Source organism: Streptomyces sp. NBC_00273, assembly GCF_036178145.1.
In the GTDB taxonomy this organism is placed as follows: Bacteria; Actinomycetota; Actinomycetes; order Streptomycetales; family Streptomycetaceae; genus Streptomyces.
Genome location: NZ_CP108067.1, coordinates 512,900 through 538,938 on the forward strand (window position 1 = coordinate 512,900; position 26,039 = coordinate 538,938).

2 protein-coding genes are annotated in these 26,039 nt (G+C 74.3%); both read right to left on the reverse strand.

Annotated elements, in window-relative coordinates:
- Positions 1 to 35 precede the first annotated feature (35 nt).
- Positions 36 to 9,650: a type I polyketide synthase gene (locus tag OG386_RS02290; protein WP_328786491.1), complete on the reverse strand. Its 9,615-nt coding sequence runs from the start codon at positions 9,648 to 9,650 to the stop codon at positions 36 to 38.
- Positions 9,651 to 9,743: 93 nt separating this feature from the next.
- Positions 9,744 to 26,003, reverse strand: a complete 16,260-nt coding sequence (locus OG386_RS02295; protein ID WP_328786492.1) for a type I polyketide synthase — start codon at positions 26,001 to 26,003, stop codon at positions 9,744 to 9,746.
- Positions 26,004 to 26,039: the final 36 nt, after the last annotated feature.

Sequence of the window (26,039 nt, forward strand, 5' to 3'; positions counted from 1 at the left end):
CCTTGCGCTGCTACTGCCTGCTGTCCGCTGTGCTGCTAGATACCGAGCTCGTTCTCGATGAAGTCGAAGAGCTCGTCGGTCGTGGCTTCCTGGAGCTTCTCGGCCACGGCCCCGCTGCTCGAAGGGGCTTGCGGTTCACCCCATTTCGCGAGGAGGGCCTGCAGGCGCGAGGCGATGTCGGCCCGCGTCTCCCCGTCCGGTTCGAGGACGGACAGCGTGGATTCGAGCTTTTCCAGTTCCGCGATGCCGGGCGCGGCCGCGGTGCTGCCGTCCTGGACGATCTCGGCGCGCAGGAACTCGGCCAGGACCGCGGGGGTCGGGTGGTCGAAGACCAGCGTCGCCGGGAGCTTCAGCCCGGTGGCCGCGTTCAGGCGGTTGCGGAGCTCCAGCGCGATCAGGGAGTCGAAGCCGAGCTCCTTGAACGCGCGGCCCGCGCCCACCTCGTCGGTGGTGGGGTGCCCGAGCGCGGTCGCCGCGTGCGAGCGAACCAGTTCCAGTACGGCCAGGGCCTGTTCGGCCTGCGGCATCACCGACAGCCGTCGGCGCAGCGCCTCGGCCGGGGAACCCTCGCCGCCCGCCTCACCGGCGGCCGGGGCGGCCTGCGCGAGCCGCCGCACCTCGGGCAGGTCCGCGAGGAACGGGCTGGGCCGTACCGCGGTGTAGCCCGGCGTGAACCGCTCCCACTGGATGTCGGCGACGGCTACGGCCGGCTCGGCGTGGTCGAGGGCCTGCTGGAGCGCCCGGATCGCGGCGCGCGGCGCCATGGCCGGCACGCCGCCGCGGTCGAGCCGCTCCCCGATGGCGCCGCCCGCGGCCAGTCCGCTGTCACCCCACCGGCCCCAGGCCACCGAGGTCGCGGGCAGGCCGTCGGCGTGCCGCTGTTCGGCGAGGGCGTCCAGGTAGGAGTTGGCGGCCGCGTAGTTGCCCTGCCCGGCGTCGCCGAGGGTGCCGGCGACTCCGGAGAAGAGCACGAACGCGGACAGGTCGAGGTCGCGGGTCAGTTCGTGGAGGGTGAGCGCCGCGTCCGCCTTGGGGGCGAGCACGGTCGCGAACCGCTCGGGGGTCAGCCCGTCGATGACCCCGTCGTCGAGGACACCGGCGGTGTGCACGACGGCGGTCAGCGGCCGGTCGGCGGGGACGGAGGCCAGGAGGGCCGCTACCGCGTCCCGGTCGGCCATGTCGCAGGCGGCGAGCGTGACCTGGGCGCCAAGGGCCGTCAGTTCGTCGCGCAGCCCGTCCGCGCCGGGCGCGTCGGCCCCGCGGCGGCTGGTCAGGATCAGGTGCTCGGCACCGCTCGAAGCGAGCCAGCGGGCCACGTGCGCGCCGAGCGCGCCCGTGCCGCCGGTCACCAACGTGGTCCCGGCCGGACGCCACTCGGGCGCGGCCGGCGCGTCGGCGAGCGGGGCGTGCACCAGCCGCCGGCCGAACAGACCGGAGGCGCGGAGCGCCACCTGGTCCTCGGAGCCGTCACCGGCCAGTACGCCCACGAGCCGTTCGAGGGTCCGGTCGTCGGCCTGCGCGGGCAGGTCGAGCAGACCCCCCCAGCGGTCGGGGAATTCCAGCGCGGCGGTGCGGCCGAAGCCCCACAGGAGGGCCTGCGCCGGATCCTGGAGCCGCTCGGAGCGGGAGACGGACACGGCGCCGCGGGTGACGCACCACAAGGGCGCGGCGACGTCGGCGTCCCCGAGGGCCTGGACGAGCGCGGCGGTGCCGAGGAGCCCGCCGTGCGTGCGCAGCGCGGCCCCTTGGTCGCCGAGGGCGAGGAGGGACAGCACCCCGGCGGGGGCGGTCGCCCCGTCCGTGGCGGCCTTCAGGGCGGCGGTCAGCGCGTCCCGGCCGGCCGCGTCGGCGGCCACGGTGACGGTACGGACCTCCGCGCCGCGGCCGGCGAGCGTACGAAGGACAGCGGCGGCCGTGTCACCGGCCGGGCCGGAGACCGCCTCGGGCGCGACGACCAGCCAGGTGCCGGAGAGCCGGGTGCTGGCGGCTTCGGCGAGGGCCTTCCAGGTGACCCGGTAGCGCCAGCCGTCGACCGTGGACTGCTCGCGGCTCTGCCTCCGCCACGAGGAGAGCGCGGGGAGCAGGGCGGTCAGGGGCTGGTCGCCCTCGATCCGCAGTTCGGCGGTGAGCGCGGCGAGGTCCTCGCGTTCGACGGCGTCCCAGAAGCGGGCGTCGATCACGCTCTCGCCGGTCAGCTCACCGGCTTCGACCGGCGCGGCCTCGGGCCAGAACCGCTGCGCCTGGAAAGCGTAGGTGGGGAGGTCCACGCGCTGAGCGCCGGTGCCCGCGAAGACGGCGTCCCAGTCCACGGCCACGCCACGGACGTAGGCCTCGCCGAGGGAGAGCCAGAAACGCTCCAGGCCGCCTTCATTGCGGCGCAGGGAGCCCAGGATCGCGGCTTCGCGGCCGGCGTCCTCGACGGTCTCCTGCATGCCGACCGTCAACACCGGATGCGGACTCGACTCGATAAACACACCGAAGCCCTGCTCGAGGAGGGTGCGGGTGGCCTGCTCCAGCTCGACGGTCTGACGCAGGTTGCGGAACCAGTAACCGGCATCCAGCTCGGTACCACTAACCCACTCCCCGGTGACCGTGGAGAGGAACGGAACCTCCGCGGCCTGGGGGACGATCGGGGCGAGGAGAGTGTCGAGCTCCTCGCGGAGGAGCTCCACCTGGGCGGAGTGGGAGGCGTAGTCCACGGCAATCCGCTTGGCACGAACACCATCCGCCTCACAAGAGGCCAGAAGCTCCTCCAGGGCCTGGACCTCACCCGACACCACGACCGAGGAGGGACCGTTGACGGCCGCGACGGAGATCCGCTCCTCACCCCACGGTGCGATCCGCTCACGCACCTCCTTCGCCGGCAGCGGAACGGACACCATGCCGCCCAGACCCGCCAGCACACGGCCGATCGCCTGACTCCGCAGAGCCACCACACGCGCCGCATCCTCCAGGGACAGGATCCCGGCCACACACGCCGCCGCGATCTCACCCTGCGAATGCCCGATCACCGCACCTGGACGCACACCCGCCGCACGCCACACCTCGGCGAGGGACACCATCACCGCGAACAGCGCGGGCTGTACGACATCCACCCGGTCGAGCGAGGGCGCGCCATCGGCGCCCCGGAGCACATCCACCAACGACCAGTCGGTAAAGGGCTCCAGCGCCTTCGCACACTCATCCACCCGGGCAGCAAACACGGGTGAAGCGTCCAACAGCGCCACCGCCATGCCCACCCATTGCGACCCCTGTCCGGGGAACACGAACGCGGTCTTGCCCCCGATGACCGACCCCTGGACGAGCTGGGGTGCGGTGCCTCCGGCGGCCAGGGCGGCCAGGCCCACGAGGTGTTCCTCGGGTTCCCGGCCGATCAGTACCGCGCGCCGGTCGTGCGCCGTACGGGTGGTGGCCAGCGAGTGGCCGACATCGACGCTTCGCAGGTCGGGGCGGGTGGAGAGGTGGTTCAGCAGGCGTTCCGCCTGGCCGCGCAGCGCCTTCTCGGTCTTGGCCGTCAGCGGCCATGGCAGCGGGGTCCGCCGGTCGGAACCGGGGTCCTGCGGGGTCGTCGCGGTCAGTAGGGGGTGGGGGGTCGACGACGCAGGGGTCCCCGGCTCGTCGGACCCCTGTTCCGCGGGGGCCTGCTCGATGATGGCATGGGCGTTGGTCCCGCTGAACCCGAACGACGACACTCCCGCGCGCCAGGGCCGGCCACCGGTCTCGGGCCAGGCCCGTTGTTCGGTCAGCAGGGCGACCTCGCCCGCGCTCCAGTCCACGTGCGGGGTCGGCTCGGCGATGTGGATGCTCTGCGGCAGCACGCCGTGCTGCATGGCCAGCACCATCTTCATCACACCGGCGACACCGGCGGCAGCCTGGGCGTGGCCGATGTTGGACTTGACGGAGCCGAGCAGCAGCGGCCGGTCCGCCGGGCGGTCCTGGCCGTAGGTCGCCAGCAGCGCCTGCGCCTCGATCGGGTCGCCCAGGGTCGTACCCGTGCCGTGCGCCTCCACGACGTCCACCTCGGCCGTCGTCAGACGGGCGTTGGCCAGGGCCTGGCGGATCACGCGCTGCTGGGAGGGGCCGTTCGGCGCGGTCAGGCCGTTGCTCGCACCGTCTTGGTTGATCGCCGTACCCCGGACCACGGCCAGCACCGGGTGGCCGTTGCGCCGCGCGTCCGACAGCCGCTCCACGAGCAGCATGCCGACGCCCTCGGCCGGGCTGAAGCCGTCCGCGTCGGCGGAGAACGCCTTGCAGCGGCCGTCGGTGGACAGTCCGCGCTGGCGACTGAACTCGATGAAGGTGCCAGGCGTGGACATGACCGTCACACCGCCGGCCAGGGCCATGGAGCACTCGCCGCTGCGCAGCGCCTGCACCGCGAGGTGCAGGGCGACCAGCGAGGCCGAGCAAGCCGTGTCGACGGTGACCGCCGGGCCCTCCAGGCCGAAGGTGTACGAGAGCCGGCCGGAGACGACACTGCCGGCGCTGCCGGTGGCCAGGTGGCCTTCGAGGCCGTCAGCGGCGCCCCGTACGAGGTGGGAGTAGTCGGAGCCGTTGGTTCCGACGAACACGCCGGACTGGCTGCCGCGGAGGGTCTGCGGGTCGATCCCGGCCCGCTCGAAGACCTCCCACGTGGTCTCCAGCAGCAGCCGCTGCTGCGGGTCCATGGCGAGCGCCTCGCGCGGGGAGATCCCGAAGAACGCCGGGTCGAACGCGGCCGCGTCGGAGAGGAACCCGCCCTCGCGGGTGTAGGACGTGCCCTGCGCGTTGGGGTCGGGGTCGTACAGCGCCTCGACGTCCCAGCCGCGGTCGGCGGGGAACTGCGAAAGGGCGTCACCGCCGGAGGCGAGCAGCTGCCACAGCTCCTCGGGGCTTCGGACGCCGCCGGGGAAGCGGCAGCTCATCGCGACGACGGCGATCGGCTCGGCGTCGGACACGGAGGCGGAGGCCGCCGGTACGGGCGTGGCGCCGGCCGCGCCCTGCCCGGCGAGCTCGGCCCGCAGGTGGCGGGCGAGGACGGTGGGCGTCGGGTAGTCGAAGACGAGGGTGGGCGGCAGCTTGAGGCCGGCGGCGGCGTTCAGGCGGTTGCGCAGCTCGACGGAGGTGAGGGAGTCGAAGCCCAGCTCCTTGAACGCCCGGCCGGCCTCGACGGCGTCGGGCCCGGCGTAGCCGAGGACGGCGGCGACGGCCGTACGGACCAGCTCCAGCAGCAGCCGTTCCTGCTCGGCCTCGGGCTGCCCGGCGAGCTGCCGGGTGAGCACGGCGGCGCTGCCGCTGTCCTCGGACGCGTCGGTACGGGCGTGCTCCATGGCCTGTAGCGCCTCGGGCAGGTCGTGCAGCAGCGGCCGGGCGCGGCCTGAGGTGAAGGCCAGGACGAACCGCTTCCACTCCATGTCCGCGACGGTCAGGGTGGTCTCGTCGCGGTCCAGGGCGTGCTGGAGCGCGCTGACGGCCCGCTCGGGGGCCATCTCGATGACGCCGTGGCGGCGCATCCGGTCGCCGACGGCGCCTTCGGCCATGCCTCCGTCACCCCACGGGCCCCAGGCGAGGGAGGTGGCGGGCAGCCCGGCGGCGCGCCGGTACTCGGCGAAGGCGTCGAGGAACGCGTTGCCCGGCGCGTAGTTGCCCTGGCCGGGGGCGCCGAACGTGGCGGCGAAGGAGGAGAAGAGGACGAACGCGGACAGGTCGAGGTCGCGGGTCAGCTCGTGCAGGTGCAGCGTGGCATCGACCTTGACCCGCAGGACCCGCTCGACCTGCTCGGGCGTGAGCGCCTCGATGACGCCGTCGTCGAGGACGGCGGCCGTGTGCACGACGGCGGTGAGCGGCTGGTCGGCGGGGACGGAGGCGAGGAGGTCGGCGAGGGCGTCGCGGTCGCTGACGTCGCAGGCGGCGAGCGTGACCCGGGCGCCGAGGGCCGTCAGTTCGTCGCGCAGCCCGTCTGCGCCGGGCGCGTCGGCCCCGCGGCGGCTGGTCAGGATCAGGTGCTCGGCGCCGTTCGAAGCGAGCCAGCGGGCCACGTGCGCGCCGAGCGCGCCCGTACCGCCGGTCACCAGCGTCGTCCCGGCCGGACGCCACTCGCGCACCGCCGGGGTCTCGGCGAGCCCGGCTCGCACGAGACGTCGTACGAACAGGCCCGACGACCGGACAGCCACCTGGTCCTCGGCGGCGTCCCCGGCCAGCACGCCGACGAGTCGTCCGAGCGCGCGGGCGTCGGCCTGCGCGGGCAGGTCGACGAGACCGCCCCAGCGCTCGCCGTGCTCCAGGGCCGTGACGCGGCCGAGTCCCCAGATCGGGGCCTGCGCGGGATCGGCCTGCTGCTCGGAACGGCCCACGGAGACCGCCCCACGGGTGACGCACCAGAGCGGGGCGGCGACGTCGGCGTCACCGAGGGCCTGGACGAGGGAGAGGGTGGCGATGACCCCGGCGGGCGCGGCCGAGCCGATCGGCTCCGCTTCGTCCCCGGCGGGGGTCAGGAGGGACAGCACACCCGATGCGGCGGGTCCGTCGGCGAGCGCCTCACGGATCCGCTCGACCAGTTCGGCACGTGCGTCGTGGGTACGGGGAACCGCGATCCGCCGTACGTCGGCGCCGTGTTCGGCGAGCGCGCGCACGACGGCGTCGGCCCCCTCACCGGCCTCGGGGACCGCGACGAGCCAGGTGCCGGTGAGACGGGTGGCGGCGGGCTCGGGAGCCGGCTTCCAGGTGATCCGGTAGCGCCAGCCGTCGACCGTGGAGCGCTCCTGCCGCCGGCGCCGCCAGGAGGACAGCGCGGGCAGGAGGGCGGTGAGCGTCTCGTCCCCTGAGATGGCCAGCTCGGCGGTGAGGGCGGCCACGTCCTGGCGCTCCACGGCTTCCCAGAAGTGGGCGTCGGCGGCGTCGGACGAGGACATGGCGGGCCCGGCGTCCGGGGCGGTACCGGACTCCAGCCAGAAGTGCTCCTGTTGGAAGGCGTAGGTGGGGAGGTCGAGGCGCTGAGCGCCGGTGTCGGCGAAGACGGCGTCCCAGTCCACGGCCACACCACGGACATACGCCTCCCCCAGGGAGAGCCAGAAACGCTCCAGGCCACCTTCGTTACGCCGCAGGGAACCCAGGATCGCGGCCTCACGGCCCGCGTCCTCGACAGTCTCCTGCATGCCGACCGTCAACACCGGATGCGGACTCGACTCGATAAACACACCGAAGCCCTGCTCGAGGAGGGTGCGGGTGGCCTGCTCCAGCTCGACGGTCTGACGCAGGTTGCGGAACCAGTAACCGGCATCCAGCTCGGTACCGCTGACCCACTCCCCCGTCACCGTCGACAAGAACGGAACCTCAGCCGCCCGCGGGACGATCGGGGCGAGGAGAGTGTCGAGCTCCTCACGGAGCAGCTCCACCTGAGCGGAGTGCGAGGCATAGTCCACGGCAATCCGCTTGGCACGAACACCATCCGCCTCACAGGAAGCAAGCAGCTCGTCCAGGGCCTGGACCTCACCCGACACCACGACCGAGGAGGGACCGTTGACGGCCGCGACGGAGATCCGCTCCTCACCCCACGACGCGATCCGCTCACGCACCTCCTTCGCCGGCAGCGGCACCGACACCATGCCGCCCAGACCCGCCAGCACACGGCCGATCACCTGACTCCGCAGAGCCACCACACGCGCCGCATCCTCCAGAGACAGGATCCCGGCCACACACGCCGCCGCGATCTCACCCTGCGAATGCCCGATCACCGCACCCGGACGCACACCCGCCGCACGCCACACCTCCGCCAACGACACCATCACCGCGAACAGCGCCGGCTGCACCACATCCACCCGATCAAGGGAAGGCGCACCCTCGACACCACGCAGAACGTCGGTCAACGACCAGTCGGTGAAAGGCTCCAGCGCCTTCGCACACTCCCCCACCCGGGCAGCAAACACCGGCGACGACTCCAGCAGGCCCACCGCCATGCCCAGCCACTGCGAGCCCTGACCCGGGAACACGAACGCCGTCTTGCCACCGACGACCGACCCCGACACCACACCAGCCGCCATCGAACCCGACGCCACCGCCGCCACACCAGCCGCGTGATCACCCAGCACCACCGCCCGGTGATCCAACCCCGCACGCGTCGACGCCAACGACCAACCCACATCCACCGGATCCACACCCGGCACACCCGCCAGCCAACCAACGAGCCGCTCCGCCTGCCCCCGCAATGCCCCCGCACTCTTACCCGACAGCACCCACGGCACCACCGGCATCCCATGGCGAACGTCGGCCTCAGCCGCATCCGCGACCGCCTCCGGCGCCTGCTCCACGATCACATGCGCGTTCGTCCCGCTGAACCCGAACGACGACACACCCGCACGACGCGGGGCACCGGTTCGCGGCCAGGGCAGGTTCTCGCCGATCAGGGAGACGGCGCCCGCCTCCCAGTCCACGTGCGGGGTCGGCTCGTCGAGGTGGAGGGTCTTCGGTACGACGCCGTGCCGCATCGCCTCGACCATCTTGATGATGCTCGCGACACCGGCGGCGGCTTGCGTGTGGCCGATGTTGGACTTGATGGAGCCGAGCAGCAGCGGCCGGTCCGCCGGCCGGTCCTGCCCGTAGGTGGCCAGGAGCGCCTGCGCCTCGATCGGGTCGCCCAGGGTCGTACCCGTGCCGTGCGCCTCCACGACGTCCACCTCGGCCGTCGTCAGACGGGCGTTGGTGAGCGCCTGGTGGATGACGCGCTGCTGGGACGGCCCGTTGGGTGCGGTCAGGCCGTTGCTCGCGCCGTCCTGGTTGATCGCGGACCCGCGGATCACTGCCAGCACCGGGTGCCCGTTGCGCTGGGCGTCCGACAGCCGCTCCACCAGGAGCATGCCGACGCCCTCGCCCCAGCCGGTGCCGTCGGCGGCTGCGGCGAAGGGCTTGCAGCGGCCGTCGGCGGCGAGCCCGCGCTGGCGGCTGAACTCGGTGAAGGTGGCCGGGGTCGCCATCACGGTGACACCGCCGGCGAGGGCCATGGTGCACTCCCCCGCCCGCAGGGCCTGCACGGCCAGGTGCAGGGTGACCAGGGAGGAGGAGCAGGCGGTGTCGACGGTGACGGCCGGGCCTTCGAGGCCGAAGGTGTACGCGACGCGGCCGGAGGCGATGCTGCCGGAGCTGCCGGTGCCGAGGAAGCCCTCGACGCCCTCGGGGACCGAGTCCAGGCGGGCGGTGTAGTCGTGGTACATCACGCCGGCGAAGACGGCGGTCCGGCTGCCGCGCAGGGACGTCGGGTCGATGCCGGCCCGCTCGAACGCCTCCCAGGAGGTCTCCAGCAGGAGCCGCTGGTGCGGGTCCATGGCCAGGGCCTCGCGCGGGGAGATCCCGAAGGGGGCGGGGTCGAAGCGGGCGGCGTCGTAGAGGAATCCGCCCTCGCTGACGTAGCTGGATCCGGCGCTGTCGGGGTCGGCGTCGTAGAGCGACTCCACGTCCCAGCCGCGGTCGACGGGGAACCCGGAGATGGCGTCGTCGCCGTCGGCGACGAGCCGCCACAGGTCCTCGGGGGTGCGGACGCCGCCGGGGTAGCGGCAGCTCATCGCGACGATCGCGACGGGTTCCTGGTTCTGCTCCTCTACCTCGCGCAACCGCCTGCGGGCCTGGCGCAGATCGGCGGTCGCCCGCTTGAGGTAGTCGCGAAGCTTGTCCTCGTTCACCATGTGCGTGGGCTCCATGCCAGAGAGGCGGTCGTACGGGTCTGTCCGTGGGGTGTTCGGGTTGCCGGGCGGGGCGGGGTGCCCCGCCCGGCGTGCTCAGGCGCCGAGTTCGTCGTCGAGCAGGTCGAAGAGCTCGTCGTCGGTCACCGCGTCGAGGTCGTCGTCGGTGTCCTCGTCGGCGCCGGTGTGCCGTCCGGTGTCCTGGCCGGCGTTCCACTTGGCCATGAGGGCCTGGAGTCGCATCGTGATCCGCGAGCGGGTGACGGTGTCCGCCTCCGTCGCGTCCACCGCGCCCAGGGCGGTCTCCAGCCGGTCGAGTTCGCCGAAGACGGTGGGTCCGTCGGCGCCGAGGGGCAGGGCGGAGCGCAGGTATCCGCTGAGCTGCTCGGGGGTCGGGTAGTCGAAGATGAGCGTGGCCGGGAGCCGGAGTCCGGTGGCCGCGCCGAGCCGGTTGCGCAGTTCGACCGCGGTGAGCGAGTCGAAGCCCAGCTCCTTGAACGCGCTGCCCGGTTCGATGGCGGCCGCGCCGTTGTGGCCCAGTACCTGGGCGACGTGGGTGCAGACCGTGTCGAGCAGCACCCGGTCCCGTTCGGCGGGCGGGAGTTGGGCCAGCCGCTCCGCGAGCGTCCCCGGGGCGTCCGCCGGGGCGCCGCCGCTCGTCCTGCGCCGTACGGGCGTACGGAGCAGGCCGCGCAGCAGCGGGGCGACGGTGTCGCCCACCTGGGCCTGGAGGGCGGCCAGGTCGATCCGGGCGGGCACGAGCAGGCTCGCGGCCCCCGGTTCCCCGGCATCGGCGGCGGCGGCCGTCCCCGCCCGCACGGCGGCGTCGAAGAGGGCCAGCCCGTCGCCCGCCGACAGCGCGTTCATGCTGCCGCGGTCGAGGCGCCGCCGGTCCTGCTCGTCGAGGGTGGCGGCCATGCCGGCCTCGTCGTCCCACAGGCCCCAGGCGAGCGAGAGGCCCGCCAGGCCCTGTGCCCGGCGGTGCTGGGCGAGCGCGTCGAGGAAGGTGTTGCCGGCCGCGTAGTTGGCCTGGCCGGCGTTGCCGAACACGCCGGCCGCCGAGGAGAACAGGACGAACGCCGCCAGGTCGAGGTCCCGGGTCAGCTCGTGCAGGTTCCATGCCGCGTCGGCCTTGGGCCGCAGCACCTTCGCGATCCGCTCGGGCGTCAGCGAGGTGACGGTGCCGTCGTCGAGCACACCCGCGGTGTGCACGACGGCCGTCAGCGGGTGCTGCGCCGGGATGGCCTTGAGTACGGCGGCCAGCGCGTCCCGGTCGGCCGCGTCACAGGCCGCCCAGGTGACCTGGGCGCCCGACGCGGTCAGCTCGTCGGCGAGTTCGGGGGCACCGTCGGCCGCCGCGCCGCGACGGCTGGTGAGCAGCAGGTGCCGTACGCCGTGCTCGGCGACGAGGTGCCGGGCGAGCAGGCCGCCCAGGCTGCCGGTGGCCCCGGTGATCAGGACCGTGCCGCCGGGACCGACGGTGCGGGTGGCGTCCTCGGACGGGGCCGCGGACGCGGTGAGGGCGGCGCGGGCCAGGCGGGGCGCGCGTACGGTTCCCCCGCGCAGGGCGAGCTGGGTCTCGTCGGTGGCGAGCGCGGCGGGCAGGGCCCCGTAGGAGGGGTCCTCGCCGTCGAGGTCGACCAGGACGAACCGACCGGGGTGCTCGGCCTGCGCGGAGCGCACCAGGCCCCACACCGCGGCGTGCGCGAGGTCGGTAACGTCCTCGTCGGGGTCGGCGGCGATGGCGCCGCGGGTGACGACCACGAGCCGGGACGCCGCGAACCGCTCGTCCGCCAGCCACCCCTGGACGAGGTCCAGGGCGTGCGCGGTCGCGGCGTGTGCGGCCGGGGCGGGGGCCGGCGCGGTGAGGTCGGACGCCAGGGAGAGGAGGACCGTCTCCGGTGCCGGCTCCCCCAGCGCCTCGGCCATGTCGAAGGCCTCGCCCAGGGCGTTCAGGTCCGGGTACGCCGATCCGTGCGGGTCTTCGAGGAATCCGGCCCGTTCCAGACCGGCGCCGGTCCCCAGCGGGTCCGCGCCGAGCAGTGCCACCCGGTCGTCGCCGGAGCCCGGCGGCAGCTCGGGCAGCGCCAGCGCCGTCCAGTCGACCTGGAACAGCGCCTCGCGGACGGGGCCGGTGCCGGAACCGGCGGCGGCGATGCCGTCGGCGGCGAAGGGGCGCAGCACGAGCGAGTCGACGGTCAGGACCGGGGCTCCGGTCCCGTCCCACAGGGTCAGCTTCACCGCGTCCCGGCCGGCCGGTGCCATCCGTACGCGCAGCGCGGCGGCGCCGGCGGCGTGCAGCCGTACGCCGTCCCAGGAGAACGGCAGCCGGGCGCCCTGCGGGCCCTCGGGGAAGAACTCCCCGAGCCCGACGGCGTGCAGGGCGGCGTCGAGCAGCGCCGGGTGGAGTCCGTACGGGGCGGCTTCCGGGAGGCGGTCCTCGTCGAGGGCGACCTCGGCGAACACCTCGTCGCCGAGCCGGTGGGCCCGGCGCAGGTTCCGGAAGGCGGGGCCGTAGCCGAGTCCGATGGCGTCGAAGCCCGGGTACAGGTCGTCGACGGGGCAGGCGACGGCTCCGGCCGGCGGCCACTCCCCCAGGGCCTGGACGCCGGTGTACCGGGGGTCCGTGGCGTCGGGGTCGTCCGGGGCGTCGGGGGCCAGGACGCCCTCGGCGTGACGGGTCCACGGCTCGTCGGGGGTGATCTGCTCGGGGCGCGAGTAGACCTGGAAGGCCCGGCGGCCCCGCGCGTCCGGCTCGGCCACGGCGAGCCGCAGCTGCGTCCCGCCCGTCTCCGTCAGCACCAGCGGCGCCTCCAGCGTGAGCTCGTCCAGGCGGCCGCACCCGGCGTGGTCGCCCGCGCGGACGGCCAGTTCGACCAGCGCGGCGCCCGGCAGCAGGACGGTGCCCGCGACGCGGTGGTCGGCCAGCCAGGGGTGGGTGCGCAGGGAGAGGCGCCCGGTGAAGAGGAAACCGTCCGAGTCGGGCAGGTCGACCGCCGCCCCGAGGAGCGGGTGCGCGGTCGGGCCGAGCCCGGCGGAGGCGACGTCGCCCGTGAGGGCGTGGGCGGGCGCCTCCAGCCAGTAGCGCTGCCGCTGGAAGGCGTAGGTGGGCAGGTCCGCCCTGCGGGCGCCGGTGCCCGTGTAGTACGCGTCCCAGTCGACGGCGATGCCCCGCAGGTGCGCCTGGGCGAGGGCCGCACCGAGGGTGGCTTCCTCGGGACGGTCCGCGCGCAGGACGGGGAGGAAGGCCGCGCCGTCGCGCGTGAGGCAGTCCTGAGCGAGTGCGGAGAGTACGCCTTCGGGGCCGAGTTCGACGTACGTCGTCGCCCCGGCGGCTTCCAGTGCCCGGATGCCGTCGAGGAAGCGGACCGCCTCGCGGACGTGCCGGACCCAGAACTCGGCGGAGGCCATCTCGTCGGTGACGAGGGCACCGGTCAGGTTGGAGACGACCGGGATGCGCGGGGCGCCGTACGTCAGCCCTTCCACGACCTGGCGGAAGGCGTCGAGCATGCCGTCCATGTGCGGCGAGTGGAACGCGTGGCTGACGGCGAGCCGCTTCGTCTTGCGGTCGGGGAACGCCTCGGCGATCGCCGCCGCGGCGTCCTCGTCACCCGCGACGACCACCGACTGAGGGCCGTTAACCGCCGCGATGCTCACCCGGTCCGTCAGCAGCGGCAGGACCTCGTCCTCCGACGCCTGGACCGCGATCATCACACCGCCGGCCGGCAGCGCCTGCATCAACCGCCCGCGAGCCGCGACCAGCACGCACGCGTCGTCCAGGGAGAGCACCCCGGCGACGTGCGCGGCGGCGATTTCACCGATCGAGTGACCTGACAGGAAGTCCGGCCGCAGACCCCACGACTCCAGCAGCCGGAACAGCGCCACCTCGACCGCGAACAGCGCGGGCTGGGTGTACTCCGTACGGTCCAGCAGCGCCGCGTCCGTCCCGAACAGGACGTCCTTCAAAGGCAGTTCGAGATCCAGCCGCTCGTCCACCGCGTCCAGCGCGGCCGCGAACACCGGGTGGGCCGCGTACAGCTCACGGCCCGTTCCCAGGCGCTGGCTGCCTTGCCCGGTGAACAGGAAGGCCAGCTTCCCGGCGGTCGGCGAGCCTTCCAGCAGGCCGGCCGTCCAGTCGCCGTCGGCGAGCGCGGCGAGACCGGCGAGGAAGCCCTCACGGTCCTCCGCGACCACCGCGGCCCGCCGGTCGAGGGCGGTCCTGCTCGTGGCCAGGGCGTAACCGACGTCCACGGGGGACAGCCCGGGGTGCTCGGCCACGTGCGCGGCCAGGCGCGCGGCCTGCTCGCGCAGGGCCTGCGGGTCCTTCGCCGAGAGGAGCCACGGCAGGCTGCCGGGCACGCGGGCCGGCTCGGGCCGCGCCTCGGGCTCCGCCGGCCCGGGGGCCTGCTCGATGACGGCGTGGGCGTTGGTGCCGCTGAAGCCGAAGGAGGAGACGGCGGCCCGGCGCGGGCGACCCGTCTCCGGCCAGTCCGTGGCCGACTCGAGGAGGGTCACCGCTCCCGCCGCCCAGTCGACGTGCGGGGTCGGCTGGTCCACGTACAGGGTCTTGGGCAGCATTCCGTGCCGCATCGCCATGACCATCTTGATGATCCCGGCGACACCGGCGGCTGCCTGCGTGTGGCCCATGTTGGACTTGATGGAGCCGAGCAGCAGCGGCCGGTCCGCCGGCCGGTCCTGGCCGTACGTGGCCAAGAGCGCCTGCGCCTCGATCGGGTCACCCAGGGTCGTACCCGTGCCGTGCGCCTCCACGGCGTCCACCTCGGCGGCGGACAGACCGGCGTTGGAGAGCGCCTGGCGGATGACGCGCTGCTGGGAGGGCCCGTTGGGCGCGGTCAGGCCGTTGCTCGCACCGTCCTGGTTGATCGCCGTACCCCGGACCACGGCCAGCACCGGGTGCCCGTTGCGGCGGGCGTCGGAGAGCCGCTCCACCAGGAGCACACCGGCGCCCTCGGACCAGCCCGTCCCGTCGGCGTCGGCGGAGAACGCCTTGCAGCGGCCGTCGGCCGCCAGGCCCCGCTGCCTGCTGAACTCCACGAAGGCCGCGGGTGTCGCCATCACGGTCACGCCGCCCGCCAGGGCGAGCGAGCACTCCCCGCTGCGCAGGGCCTGCACCGCGAGGTGCAGGGCCACCAGGGAGGAGGAGCAGGCGGTGTCGACGGTGACCGCCGGGCCTTCCAGGCCGAAGGTGTACGAGAGGCGGCCGGAGATGACGCTGGCCGCGTTGCCCGTGCCGAGGAAGCCCTCGACCCCCTCGGGCAGCGCCGCGAGGCGGGAGGCGTAGTCGTGGTACATGACGCCCGCGAACACGCCGGTCCGGCTGCCGCGCAGGGTCCGCGGGTCGATGCCGGCCCGCTCGAAGGCCTCCCAGGAGGTCTCCAGCAGCAGGCGCTGCTGCGGATCCATCGCCACGGCCTCGCGCGGCGAGATCCCGAAGAACGCCGGGTCGAAGGCGGAGGCGTCGGAGAGGAAGCCGCCCTCGCGGGCATAGCTCGTACCCTCGCGGCCGGCGTCGGTGTCGAAGAGGCCGTCGACGTCCCAGCCGCGGTCGTCGGGGAAGCCGGAGATGACGTCCCGGCCTTCCAGGACGAGCCGCCACAGCGCTTCCGGGCTCTCGACGCCTCCGGGGTACCGACAGCCCAGACCCACGATCGCGATCGGCTCGTCGTCGCGGACGGCGACGGCGACCGGTGCGGACGGCGCGGCGGGTACCGCTCCGAGCAGCTCGGCCCGCAGGTGGTCGGCCAGGACCGTGGAGGTCGGGTAGTCGAAGACGAGGGTGGCGGGCAGGCGCAGCCCGGTGGCGGCGCCGATCAGGTTGCGCAGCTCGACGGCGGTCAGGGAGTCGAAGCCGAGCTCGCGGAAGGAACGGTCGGCCTCGACCGCCTCGGGCCCGGCGTAGCCGAGCACCGCGGCGACCTGGGTGCGTACCAAGTCCAGTACGAGGAGCTGCTGTTCGGCGTCCGTCCGGCCGATGAGGCGTGCCGCCGGTCCGGATGCGTCGGGGGTGGTGGCGCCGGCGGCGCGGCGTGCGGGCGTACGGACCAGGCCCGATAGCAGCGGCGGGAGCATGCCGCTGCCCGCCTGGGCCCGCAGGGCGGCCAGGTCCAGCTTCACCGGCACGAGCAGCGGCTGCCCGGTGGCGGTGGCGGCGTCGAACAGCGCCACGCCCTCGGCGGCGGTGAGGGCGTTGACGCCACCACGGCCGAGCCGGGACACGTCCTCGGCATCCAGGGCACCACCCATGCCGCCGGCCTCGGCCCACAGCCCCCAAGCCAGGGACGTCGCCACCAGACCCCGCGCCCGACGCTCGGCGGCCAGGGCATCCAGGAACACATTGCCGGCCGCGTAGTTGGCCTGCCCGGCACCACCGAACACACCGGCCGCCGACGAGAACAACACGAACGCGGAAAGGCCCAGATCCTGGGTGAGCTCGTGCAGGTTCCACGCCGCGTCGACCTTCGGCCGCAGCACCGCCGACAGCCGCTCGGCGGTCAGCGAACCGACCACACCGTCATCCAGAACACCGGCCGTGTGGACGACCGCCGTCAGCGGGTGCTCCGCGGGAACGGCCTTGATCACGGTGGCGAGCGCTTCACGGTCGGCCACATCACACGCGGCCCACGACACCTCGGCACCCAGAGCGGCGAGCTCGGCAGACAACTCCGCAGCCTCGCCACGGCGGCTGACGAGCAGCAGACGCCGTACACCGTGCTCGGTCACCAGGTGGCGGGCGAACAGACCGCCGAGCGAACCACTCGCACCCGTCACCAGCACCGTGCCATCGGCATCCCACTCGACCGTCGACTCACCGGTCACAAGGGCGCGCGCCAGCCTCGGCACGAACACAGCACCGTCGCGCACCGCGACCTCGGACTCACCCGAAGCCAGTACGCCGGGCAGCGCACGGTAGGACGCGTCCGTGCCGTCCGTGTCGGCCAGGACGATCCGCCCCGGATTCTCCGACTGCGCCGAACGCACCAGACCCCACACCGCAGCGTGCACCAGATCCGACACACCCTCGCCCGGTACGGCCTCCACCGCACCCCGCGTCAGGAACACCAGACGCACATCAGCGAACCGCTCATCAGCCAGCCACTCCTGCACCAGCGCCAGCACCCGACCCGTCGCCGCATGCACCGCACCCGACACATCCCCCGCATCAGCCACCAGGGGCAGTGGGACACACACCAACGCCGGGTCCGAGAGCGCCGCGAGACCGCCCTCATGGGCCACATACCGCACACCCACCGCGTCCAGACCGGAGTGCCCCTCCCCGAGCAGCACCCAAGGACGCTGCCCGGCTGCCGGCACCGGGGCGAGCGGCACGGCCGTCCACTCGACCTCGAACAGCGACTCCAGACGACCACCGCGCGCCGCCCCGATCTGCTCGGGCGAGACCGCCCGCAAGGCCAGCGAGTCCACCGAGGCGATCGGCTGACCGGCGGAGTCGGCGAGCTCCAGTGACACCGCGCCGTGTCCGGCCGGAGCCAGACGGACGCGCGCCGCCGAGGCACCGGCCGCGTGCAGCCGTACGCCGTTCCACGCGAAGGGCAGTCGGGCGCCTTCGGCGGTGTCGGCCTCCGGGCCTGCCGTCAGGGCGCCGTCGAGCGCCAGGGTGTGCAGCGCGGAGTCGAGCAGGGCGGGGTGGAGCCCGAACGCGTCGGCGTCCGCCTGGGCGCGCCCGGTCAGGTCGATTTCGGCGAACAGCGCGCCGTCGTGCCGCCAGGCCGCCCGCAGGCCCCGGAACAGGGGCCCGTAGCGGAGTCCGGAGGCGTCGAGCAGCTCGTACACGTCGTCCACGGGGACGGGAACCGCTCCCGTGGGCGGCCAGACGCCGAGGTCGGTGGTGGCGGCACGGACGTCCTCCACCAGCAGTCCGGAGGCGTGCCGGCGCCACGGTTCGTCGTCGACGTCCGAGTCGGCGTCGGTGTCGGCCGCGCGGGAGTACACGGCTACCGCACGGCGGCCCGAGGCGTCCGGTGCTCCGACCGTGACCTGTACCTGGACGGCGTCGCCCGCGTCCGACAGGACCAGCGGTGCCTGGAGCGTCAGCTCGTCGAGGGCCGGGGCGCCGACCCGTTCGCCCGCGTGCAGGGCCAGCTCGACGAAGGCCGTCCCCGGGACGAGGACGGAGCCCATGACGGCGTGGTCCGCCAGCCAGGGGTGGGTGCGCAGCGAGAGCCGACCCGTGAGGACGCACCCGTCGGCGTCCGCGAGGGACACCGCCGCGCCCAGCAGCGGGTGGCCGGCTGCCGCGAGGCCGAGGCCGGTGGCGTCGCCGGGCAGCGGGGTGCCGGTCTCCGGCCAGAAGCGCTCGCGCTGGAAGGGATAGGTGGGGAGGTCGACGCGTCGCGCGCCCGTCCCGGCGAACCAGGCGTGCCAGTCGGCTTCGACGCCGCGCACGTGTGCCCGGGCGAAGGCGGTGGCGACGGTCTCCGCTTCGGAGCGGTCCGCGCGCAGCGTCGGGGCGAAGTCGGCGCCGGTCGCGTCGGTGGCGCAGTCCTGGGCAAGGGCGGACAGGGTGCCGTCGGGGCCGAGCTCGACGTAGGTCGTCACCCCGGCGGCTTCCAGGGCGCGTATGCCATCGAGGAACCGGACGGCCTCGCGGACGTGCCGCACCCAGAACTCGGCGGAGCCCATCTCGTCGGTGACGAGGGCGCCGGTCAGGTTGGACACGATCGGAATGTGGGGGGCCTCGAAGGACAGCCCCGCCACGACCTGGCGGAAGGCGTCGAGCATGCCGTCCATGTGCGGCGAGTGGAACGCGTGGCTCACCGTCAGGCGCTTCGTCTTGCGGTCGGCGAACGCCTCCACAACGGCCGTCGCGGCGTCTTCATCACCGGCGATGACCACCGAGCGCGGCCCGTTGACGGCCGCGATGCTCACCCGGTCCGTCAGCAGCGGCAGGACCTCGTCCTCCGACGCCTGCACCGCGATCATCACACCGCCCGACGGCAGCGCCTGCATCAGCCGGCCCCGGGCCGCCACCAGCGTGCAGGCGTCCTCCAGCGAGAACACCCCGGCCACGTGCGCGGCGGCGATCTCACCGATGGAGTGACCGGACAGGAAGTCCGGCCGCACACCCCACGACTCGAGGAGGCGGAACAGTGCCACCTCGACCGCGAACAGCGCCGGCTGGGTGAACCGCGTCTCGTCCAGCAGCGCCGCGTCGTCCCCGAACAGGACGTCCTTCAGCGGCAGTTCCAGCTTCGCGCACACCGCGTCCAGCGCGGCCGCGAACACCGGGAAGGCCTCGTACAGCTCACGCCCCATCCCGAGGCGCTGGCTCCCCTGCCCCGTGAACAGGAACGCGGTGCGGCCGCCCTTGGCGACCGTGCCCCGGACCAGACCGGGCACCGTCCGCCCGTCGGCGAGTGCGGCCAGGGCGGTGACGGCCTCGGTGCGGTCCCGGGCCACGACCACGGCGCGGTGGTCGAACCCGGCGCGGGTCGTGGCCAGGGAGTACGCGAGGTCCGTGAGCGCGAGCTCCGGGTGGGTCTCCAGGTGGGCGCCCAGGGTACGGGCCTGCGCGGACACGGCGTCCGCGCTGCGGCCCGAAAGGCGCAGCGCGAGCACGGTGGGCGTGCTGACGCCCTCCGTTTCGGCCGGGGCGGCCTCGGCCGGCGGCTGCTCGACGATCGTGTGGGCGTTGGTGCCGCTGATGCCGAAGGACGACACACCGGCCCGGCGCGGCCGGCCCGTCTCCGGCCACGGAACCGGCGCCGTCAGCAGGCTGACGGCTCCTTCCGTCCAGTCCACGTGCGGCGACGGTTGCTCCGCGTGCAGGGTGCGGGGCAGTACGCCGTGCTGCATGGCGAGCACCATCTTGATGACGCCCGCGACACCGGCCGCGGCCTGGGTGTGACCGAGGTTGGACTTGATGGAGCCCAGCAGCAACGGCTGGTCGGCCGGGCGGTGCTGGCCGTAGGTGGCCAGCAGGGCCTGCGCCTCGATGGGGTCACCGAGGGTCGTGCCCGTGCCGTGCGCCTCGACCGCGTCGACCTCGGCGGCCGACAGCCCGGCGCTCGCGAGGGCGGCCCGGATCACCCGCTGCTGGGAGGGGCCGTTGGGCGCGGTCAGGCCGTTGCTCGCACCGTCCTGGTTGACGGCGGAGCCACGCACCAGGGCCAGCACCGGATGACCGTTGCGCTGCGCGTCCGACAGCCGCTCCACGAGCAGCATGCCGACGCCCTCACCCCAACCCGTACCGTCCGCGTCGGCCGAGAAGGCGCGGCAGCGGCCGTCTGCGGAGAGGCCGCGCTGGCGGCTGAAGCCGACGAACGTGCCCGGGGTGGCCATGACGGTGACACCGCCGGCGAGGGCCAGGTCGCACTCGCGGGTGCGCAGGGCCTGGATCGCCATGTGCAGGGCGACCAGCGAGGAGGAGCACGCGGTGTCGATGGTGACGGCGGGGCCTTCGAGCCCGAAGGTGTACGAGACGCGTCCCGAGGCGATGCTGCCCGTGCTGCCGGAGCCGAGCGAGCCGTCCGCGCCGTCGGCCGAACGCTCCAGCAGGGCGGCGTAGTCGTGGTACATCACGCCGGCGAAGACGCCGGTGCGGCTGCCGCGCACGTCGGCCGGGTCGATGCCGGCGCGTTCGAAGGCCTCCCAGGTGGTCTCCAGCAGCAGCCGCTGCTGCGGGTCGGTGCCGACCGCCTCGCGCGGGCTGATCCCGAAGAACGTCGGGTCGAATCCGGCGGCGTCGTGCAGGAAGCCGCCGTGGCGGGTGTAGGAGGTGCCCGGGTGGTCGGGGTCGGGGTGGTACAGCGACTCGACGTCCCAGCCGCGGTCGGCCGGGAAGCCGGTGATGGCGTCGCCGCCGCTCTCCAGCAGCCGCCACAGCTCCTCCGGGGTGGTCACTCCACCCGGGTAGCGGCAGCTCATCGCCACGATCGCGATCGGATCGTCGTCAGCGCCGGTGACGCCGGAGCCGGGCCCGGCGGCCGCGTCCTGGCCCGCGGGGCGGTCCCCGCCGAGTTCGGCGGAGAGGTGACGGGCCAGGGTGAGCGAGGTCGGGTAGTCGAAGACCAGGGTGGCGGGCAGCCGACGGCCGACGGCCGCGCCGAGCCGGTTGCGCAGTTCGACGGCCGTGAGGGAGTCGAAGCCCAGCTCGTTGAAGGCGTGTCCGGGTTCGATGGCGTCCGGGGTGCCGTGGCCGAGCACGTCGGCGACGTGGCCGCGGACGAGGTCGAGCAGCAGCCGCTCCCGTCCGGGGGCGTCGAGGCCGAGGAGGCTCCGTTCCAGGGCGGACTGCTGCGTCCCGGCCCGCCCGCCGCCGGTCCCGGTCGCGGCGGTGCGCCGTACGGGGGTGCGGACCAGCCCGCGCAGCAGCGGAGCCACGCCCGCCCCGGCGGAGGGCAGCGTGAGCCGCATCGGCACGAGCAGGGCCTGACCGGCACCGTCCGAGCCGGCCTCGGAGCCGGCCGCGGAGCCCGCCGCGGCCAGGGCGTCGGCCAGGTCGAGGAGGGCCAGGCCGTCGGCCGCGGTGAGGCCGTGCACGCCGCCGCGCTTCATCCGGTCGAGGTCGGCCTGGTCCAGCGCGCCGGCCATCCCGTCGGCGTCCTCCCACAGGCCCCAGGCCAGGGAGACGGCCGGAAGGCCCCGGGCCCGGCGGTGCTGGGCGAGGGCGTCCAGGAAGGAGTTGGCGGCGGCGTAGTTGCCCTGGCCGGGGGCGCCGAACACACCGGCGGCCGAGGAGAACAGGACGAACGCAGACAGGCCGAGGTCGCGGGTCAGGTCGTGGAGGTGGAGGGCGGCGTCGGCCTTGGGCCGCAGGACGGCGTCGAGGCGTTCGGGCGTGAGCGAGTCGATGACGCCGTCGTCGAGGACACCGGCGGTGTGGACGACCGCGCGCAGCGGACGCGCGGCGGGTATCGCCGCCAGGGCGGCGCCGAGCGCCTCCCGGTCCGCCGCGTCACACGCGGTCCAGGTCACGTCGGCGCCGAGCTCGTTGAGCTCGCGCGTCAGCTCGGCCGCGCCGGGCGCCGTGTCGCCACGTCGACTCAGCAGCAGCAGGTGGCGTACGCCGCGTTCGGCGACGAGGTGCCGTGCGACGAGCCGGCCGAGGGTGCCGGCGGCCCCGGTGACGAGGACGGTGCCTTCGGGGTCGTACGAGGGGGCCTCGGTCGGAGTGCCGGAGGCGACCCTGGCCAGCCGGGGAGCGTACGCGGCGCCCTCGCGCAGGGCGAGCTGCAGCTCCTGCGCGGCGAGGACGGCGTCGAGCTCGGCCCCGGATACCTCGGCGGGCGGTACGTCGGTGTCGACGAGGACGAAGCGGCCCGGGTGCTCGGACTGCGCGGAGCGCACCAGGCCCCAGACGGCCGCGTGAACGGGGTCGGGTACTCGGTCGCCGGTGCGGACGGCGACCGAGCCCCGGGTCAGGAGGACGAGCCGGCTGTCGGTGAGCCGGTCGTCGGCGAGCCAGCGCCGCAGCAGGCGGAGCGTGCCGTGCGTGGCCGTGTGGACGGCTTCGGGGGTGAGTTCCGGCGCGGCGGGCAGGCGTACGAGGACGGTGCCCGGGACGGGCGCCCCGGTGTCGAGGGCCGCATCCAGCGCGTCGGCGGCGGACGGCCCGTCAAGGACCAGCCGCTGCTCGTCGGCCCTGCCCGGGGCATCGGCGGGGGCGGGGAGGGGCAGCGGGACCCACTCCACCTGGAACAGGGAGTCGTGGGGGCCGCCCACCCCGGTGTCGAGCTGTCCGGCCGACACGGTGCGCAGCGTGAGCGCATCGATGTCCGCGACGGGCGCTCCGGTGCCGTCGGCGAGCGCGAGCGACACCGTGTCCGGTCCGGCCTTGGACAGCCGGACGCGCAGCGTGGAGGCGCCGACGGCGTGCAGGGACACCCCGGTCCAGGAGAACGGCAGCCGGCCGCGGCCGGTGTCCTCGACGAGTCCGGCGATGCCGATGGTGTGCAGGGCGGCGTCGAGGAGGGCGGGGTGCAGCCCGAACAGGGAGGCGTCGGCGCGCTGTTCGTCCGAGATGTCGATCTCCACATAGGCCGCTTCCCCGGTCACCCAGGCGGCGCGGACGCCCTGGAAGGCGGGGCCGTAGTGGAGTCCGGCCTCCGCGAGCCCGGAGTAGAGCTCCTCGACGGGCAGCGGCGTGGCGCCGGCCGGGGGCCAGGTCTCGGGGGCGAACGACGGCTGCGGGGCGCCGACGGCGAGGACACCGTCGGCGTGCCGGGTCCACGGCCGTTCGGCCGCGTCGTCGTCGGCTGCGGGCGCGTCACCCGACGGCTCAAGGCGGGAGTGCACGCCGAGGGGGCGGCGGCCCGTGGCGTCGGGCGCGCCGACCCACAGCTGGAGCTGGACGCCGCCGTCCTGGGGCAGGACGAGCGGGGCGTGCAGGGTGAGTTCCTCCAGGAGGTCGCAGCCGACCTGGTCGCCGGCCCGGATGGCCAGCTCCACGAAGGCGCTGCCGGGCAGCACGACCGAACCCATGACGGTGTGGTCCGCGAGCCAGGCGTGGGTGTCCAGCGAGAGCCGGCCGGTGTAGAGGAAGCCGTCGAGGTCCGCGAGGGCGACGGCGGCGCCGAGCAGCGGATGGCCGGCGGTTCCCAGACCGGCCGCGGAGACGTCCCCAGGGGGGCGTCCGGCGTCGAGCCAGAAGGGCTCGCGCTGGAAGGCGTACGTGGGCAGGTCGACGCGCTCCACGCCGGTTCCGGCGTAGTAGGCGGCCCAGTCGACGGCGGTGCCGCGGACGTGCAGGCGGGCGAGGGCGCCGGTCAGGGTACCGCTCTCGGGGCGGCCGGAACGCAGTACGGGTACGAAGACGGCCGTGTCGGCGTCGTCGGCCAGGCAGTCCTGGGCGAGGGCCGAGAGGACGGCGTCGGGGCCGATCTCGACGAAGTGGACGACGTTGCGGGCGGCGAGCGCGCGGATGCCGTCGAGGAAGCGGACGGCGTCGCGGACGTGCCGGACCCAGAAGTCGGCGGAGCCCATCTCGTCGGTGACGAGGGCGCCGGTCAGGTTGGAGACGATCGGAATGCGGGGGGCCTCGAAGGACAACCCCGCCACGACCTGGCGGAAGGCGTCGAGCATGCCGTCCATGTGCGGCGAGTGGAACGCGTGGCTGACCGTCAGGCGCTTGGTCTTGCGGTCGGGGAACGCCTCGGCGATCGCCGTCGCGGCGTCCTCGTCACCGGCGATGACCACCGAGCGCGGGCCGTTGACCGCCGCGATGCTCACCCGCTCGGTGAGCATCGGCAGGACCTCGTCCTCCGCCGCCTCCAGCGCGATCATGACCCCGCCCGCGGGCAGTTCCTGCATCAGGCGGCCACGGGCCGCGACCAACGTGCACGCATCGTCCAGGGACAGCACCCCGGCGACGTGCGCGGCCGCGATCTCACCGATCGAGTGACCGGACAGGAAGTCCGGCCGCACACCCCACGACTCCAGCAGCCGGAACAGCGCCACCTCGACCGCGAACAGCGCCGGCTGCGCGTACTCCGTCCGGTCCAGCACAGCCGCGTCGTCCCCGAACAGGACGTCCTTCAACGGCAGTTCGAGATCCAGCCGCTCGTCCACCGCGTCCAGCGCGGCCGCGAACACCGGGAAGGCCGCATACAGCTCACGCCCCATGCCCAGGCGCTGGCTGCCCTGCCCGGTGAACAGGAAGGCAGCCTTCCCGCCGACCGGGCGGCCGAGGGTGACGCCCGGGGCCGATCCGTCCGGGTCGAGGGCGGCGAGGGATTCCAGTGCGCGGACGAGACCGGGCTCGTCGGCGGCGGTGAGGACCGCACGGTGCTCGAAGTCGGTGCGCCCGCTCGCGAGCGAGTGCGCGACGTCCCCGGCGCGCAGGCCGGGGTGGGTGGTCAGGTGCGCGTGCAGCTTCGCGGCCTGGGCGCGCAGGGCGGCCGGTGACTTGGCGGAGAGGTTCCACAGTGGCGGTACGGGGGCCACGGCGGCGGGCGGCTCGGGCGCGACCGCCTGCTCAGGCGCGGGGGCCGGCTCGGGGGCCTGCTCGACGACGGTGTGGGCGTTGGTGCCGCTGATGCCGAACGAGGAGACGCCCGCGCGGCGGGGCGCGCCGGTCTCGGGCCACGGTACGGACTCGGTGAGCAGCCGGACGGCGCCCTCCGACCAGTCGACGTTCGGTGTGGGCTCGTCGACGTGCAGGGTCTTGGGCAGCACGCCGTGCCGCATCGCCATGACCATCTTGATGATCCCGGCGACGCCGGCGGCGGCCTGGGTGTGCCCGATGTTGGACTTGATCGAGCCGAGCAGCAGCGGCCGGTCGTCCGGCCGGTCCTGCCCGTACGTGGCCAGGAGCGCCTGCGCCTCGATCGGGTCGCCGAGGGTCGTGCCGGTGCCGTGGGCTTCCACGGCGTCGATCTGGGCGGGCGAGAGCCGGGCACCGGCGAGCGCCTCGCGGATGACCCGCTGCTGGGAGGGCCCGTTGGGGGCGGTCAGGCCGCTGCTGGCGCCGTCCTGGTTGACGGCTGTCCCGCGGATCACGGCGAGGACGGGGTGGCCGTTCTCGCGGGCGACGGAGAGCCGTTCGAGGACGAGCATGCCGGCGCCCTCGCCCCAGCCGGTGCCGTCGGCGGCGGCGGCGAAGGACTTGCAGCGGCCGTCGCCGGCCAGTCCGCGGTGGCGGCTGAACTCGGTGAAGGTGCCGGGCGTCGACATGACGGTGACGCCGCCCGCGAGGGCGAGGGTGCACTCGCCACTGCGCAGGGCCTGGGCGGCGAGGTGGACGGCGACGAGCGAGGAGGAGCACGCGGTGTCGACGGTGACGGCCGGGCCCTCCAGGCCGAGCGTGTAGGCGATGCGGCCGGAGGCGATGCTGCCGGAGCTGCCGTTGCCGAGGAAGCCCTCGATCTCCTCGGGGACGCTGAACAGCCGGGCGGCGTAGTCGTGGTACATCAGGCCCGCGAAGACGCCGGTACGGCTGCCGCGCAGCGTGGCCGGGTCGATGCCGGCGCGTTCGAAGGCCTCCCAGGAGGTCTCCAGCAGGAGCCGCTGCTGCGGGTCCATGGCGAGGGCCTCGCGCGGGGAGATCCCGAAGAACGCCGGGTCGAAGTGGTGGGCGTCGTGGAGGAATCCGCCGACCTGCTCGTAGGCCTCGATGCCGCTGTCGGGGTCGGGGTCGAAGAGGACCTCGGCGGGCCATCCCCGGTCGGCGGGGTACGGCGAGACGGCGTCGGCGCCGTCGGCGACGAGCTCCCACAGCCGTTCGGGGGTGTCGATGCCTCCGGGGTAGCGGCAGCTCATCGCGACGACCGCGATCGGCTCCTGGTCCCGCTCCTCCACCTCGCGCAGCTTGCGTCGCGCCTCGCGGAGGTCGGCCGTCGCCCGCTTGAGGTAATCGAGGTACTTCTCCTCGTTCACCATTGTTTACGCCATCCCCGTCGTCGAAGTGGTCAAGGT

What these genes read in the sequence shown, in the direction of transcription:
- OG386_RS02295 (WP_328786492.1), bottom strand. Translation starts at nt 26,003, where the DNA reads ATGGTGAACGAGGAGAAGTACCTCGATTACCTCAAGCGGGCGACGGCC.
- OG386_RS02290 (WP_328786491.1), bottom strand. Translation starts at nt 9,650, where the DNA reads ATGGTGAACGAGGACAAGCTTCGCGACTACCTCAAGCGGGCGACCGCC.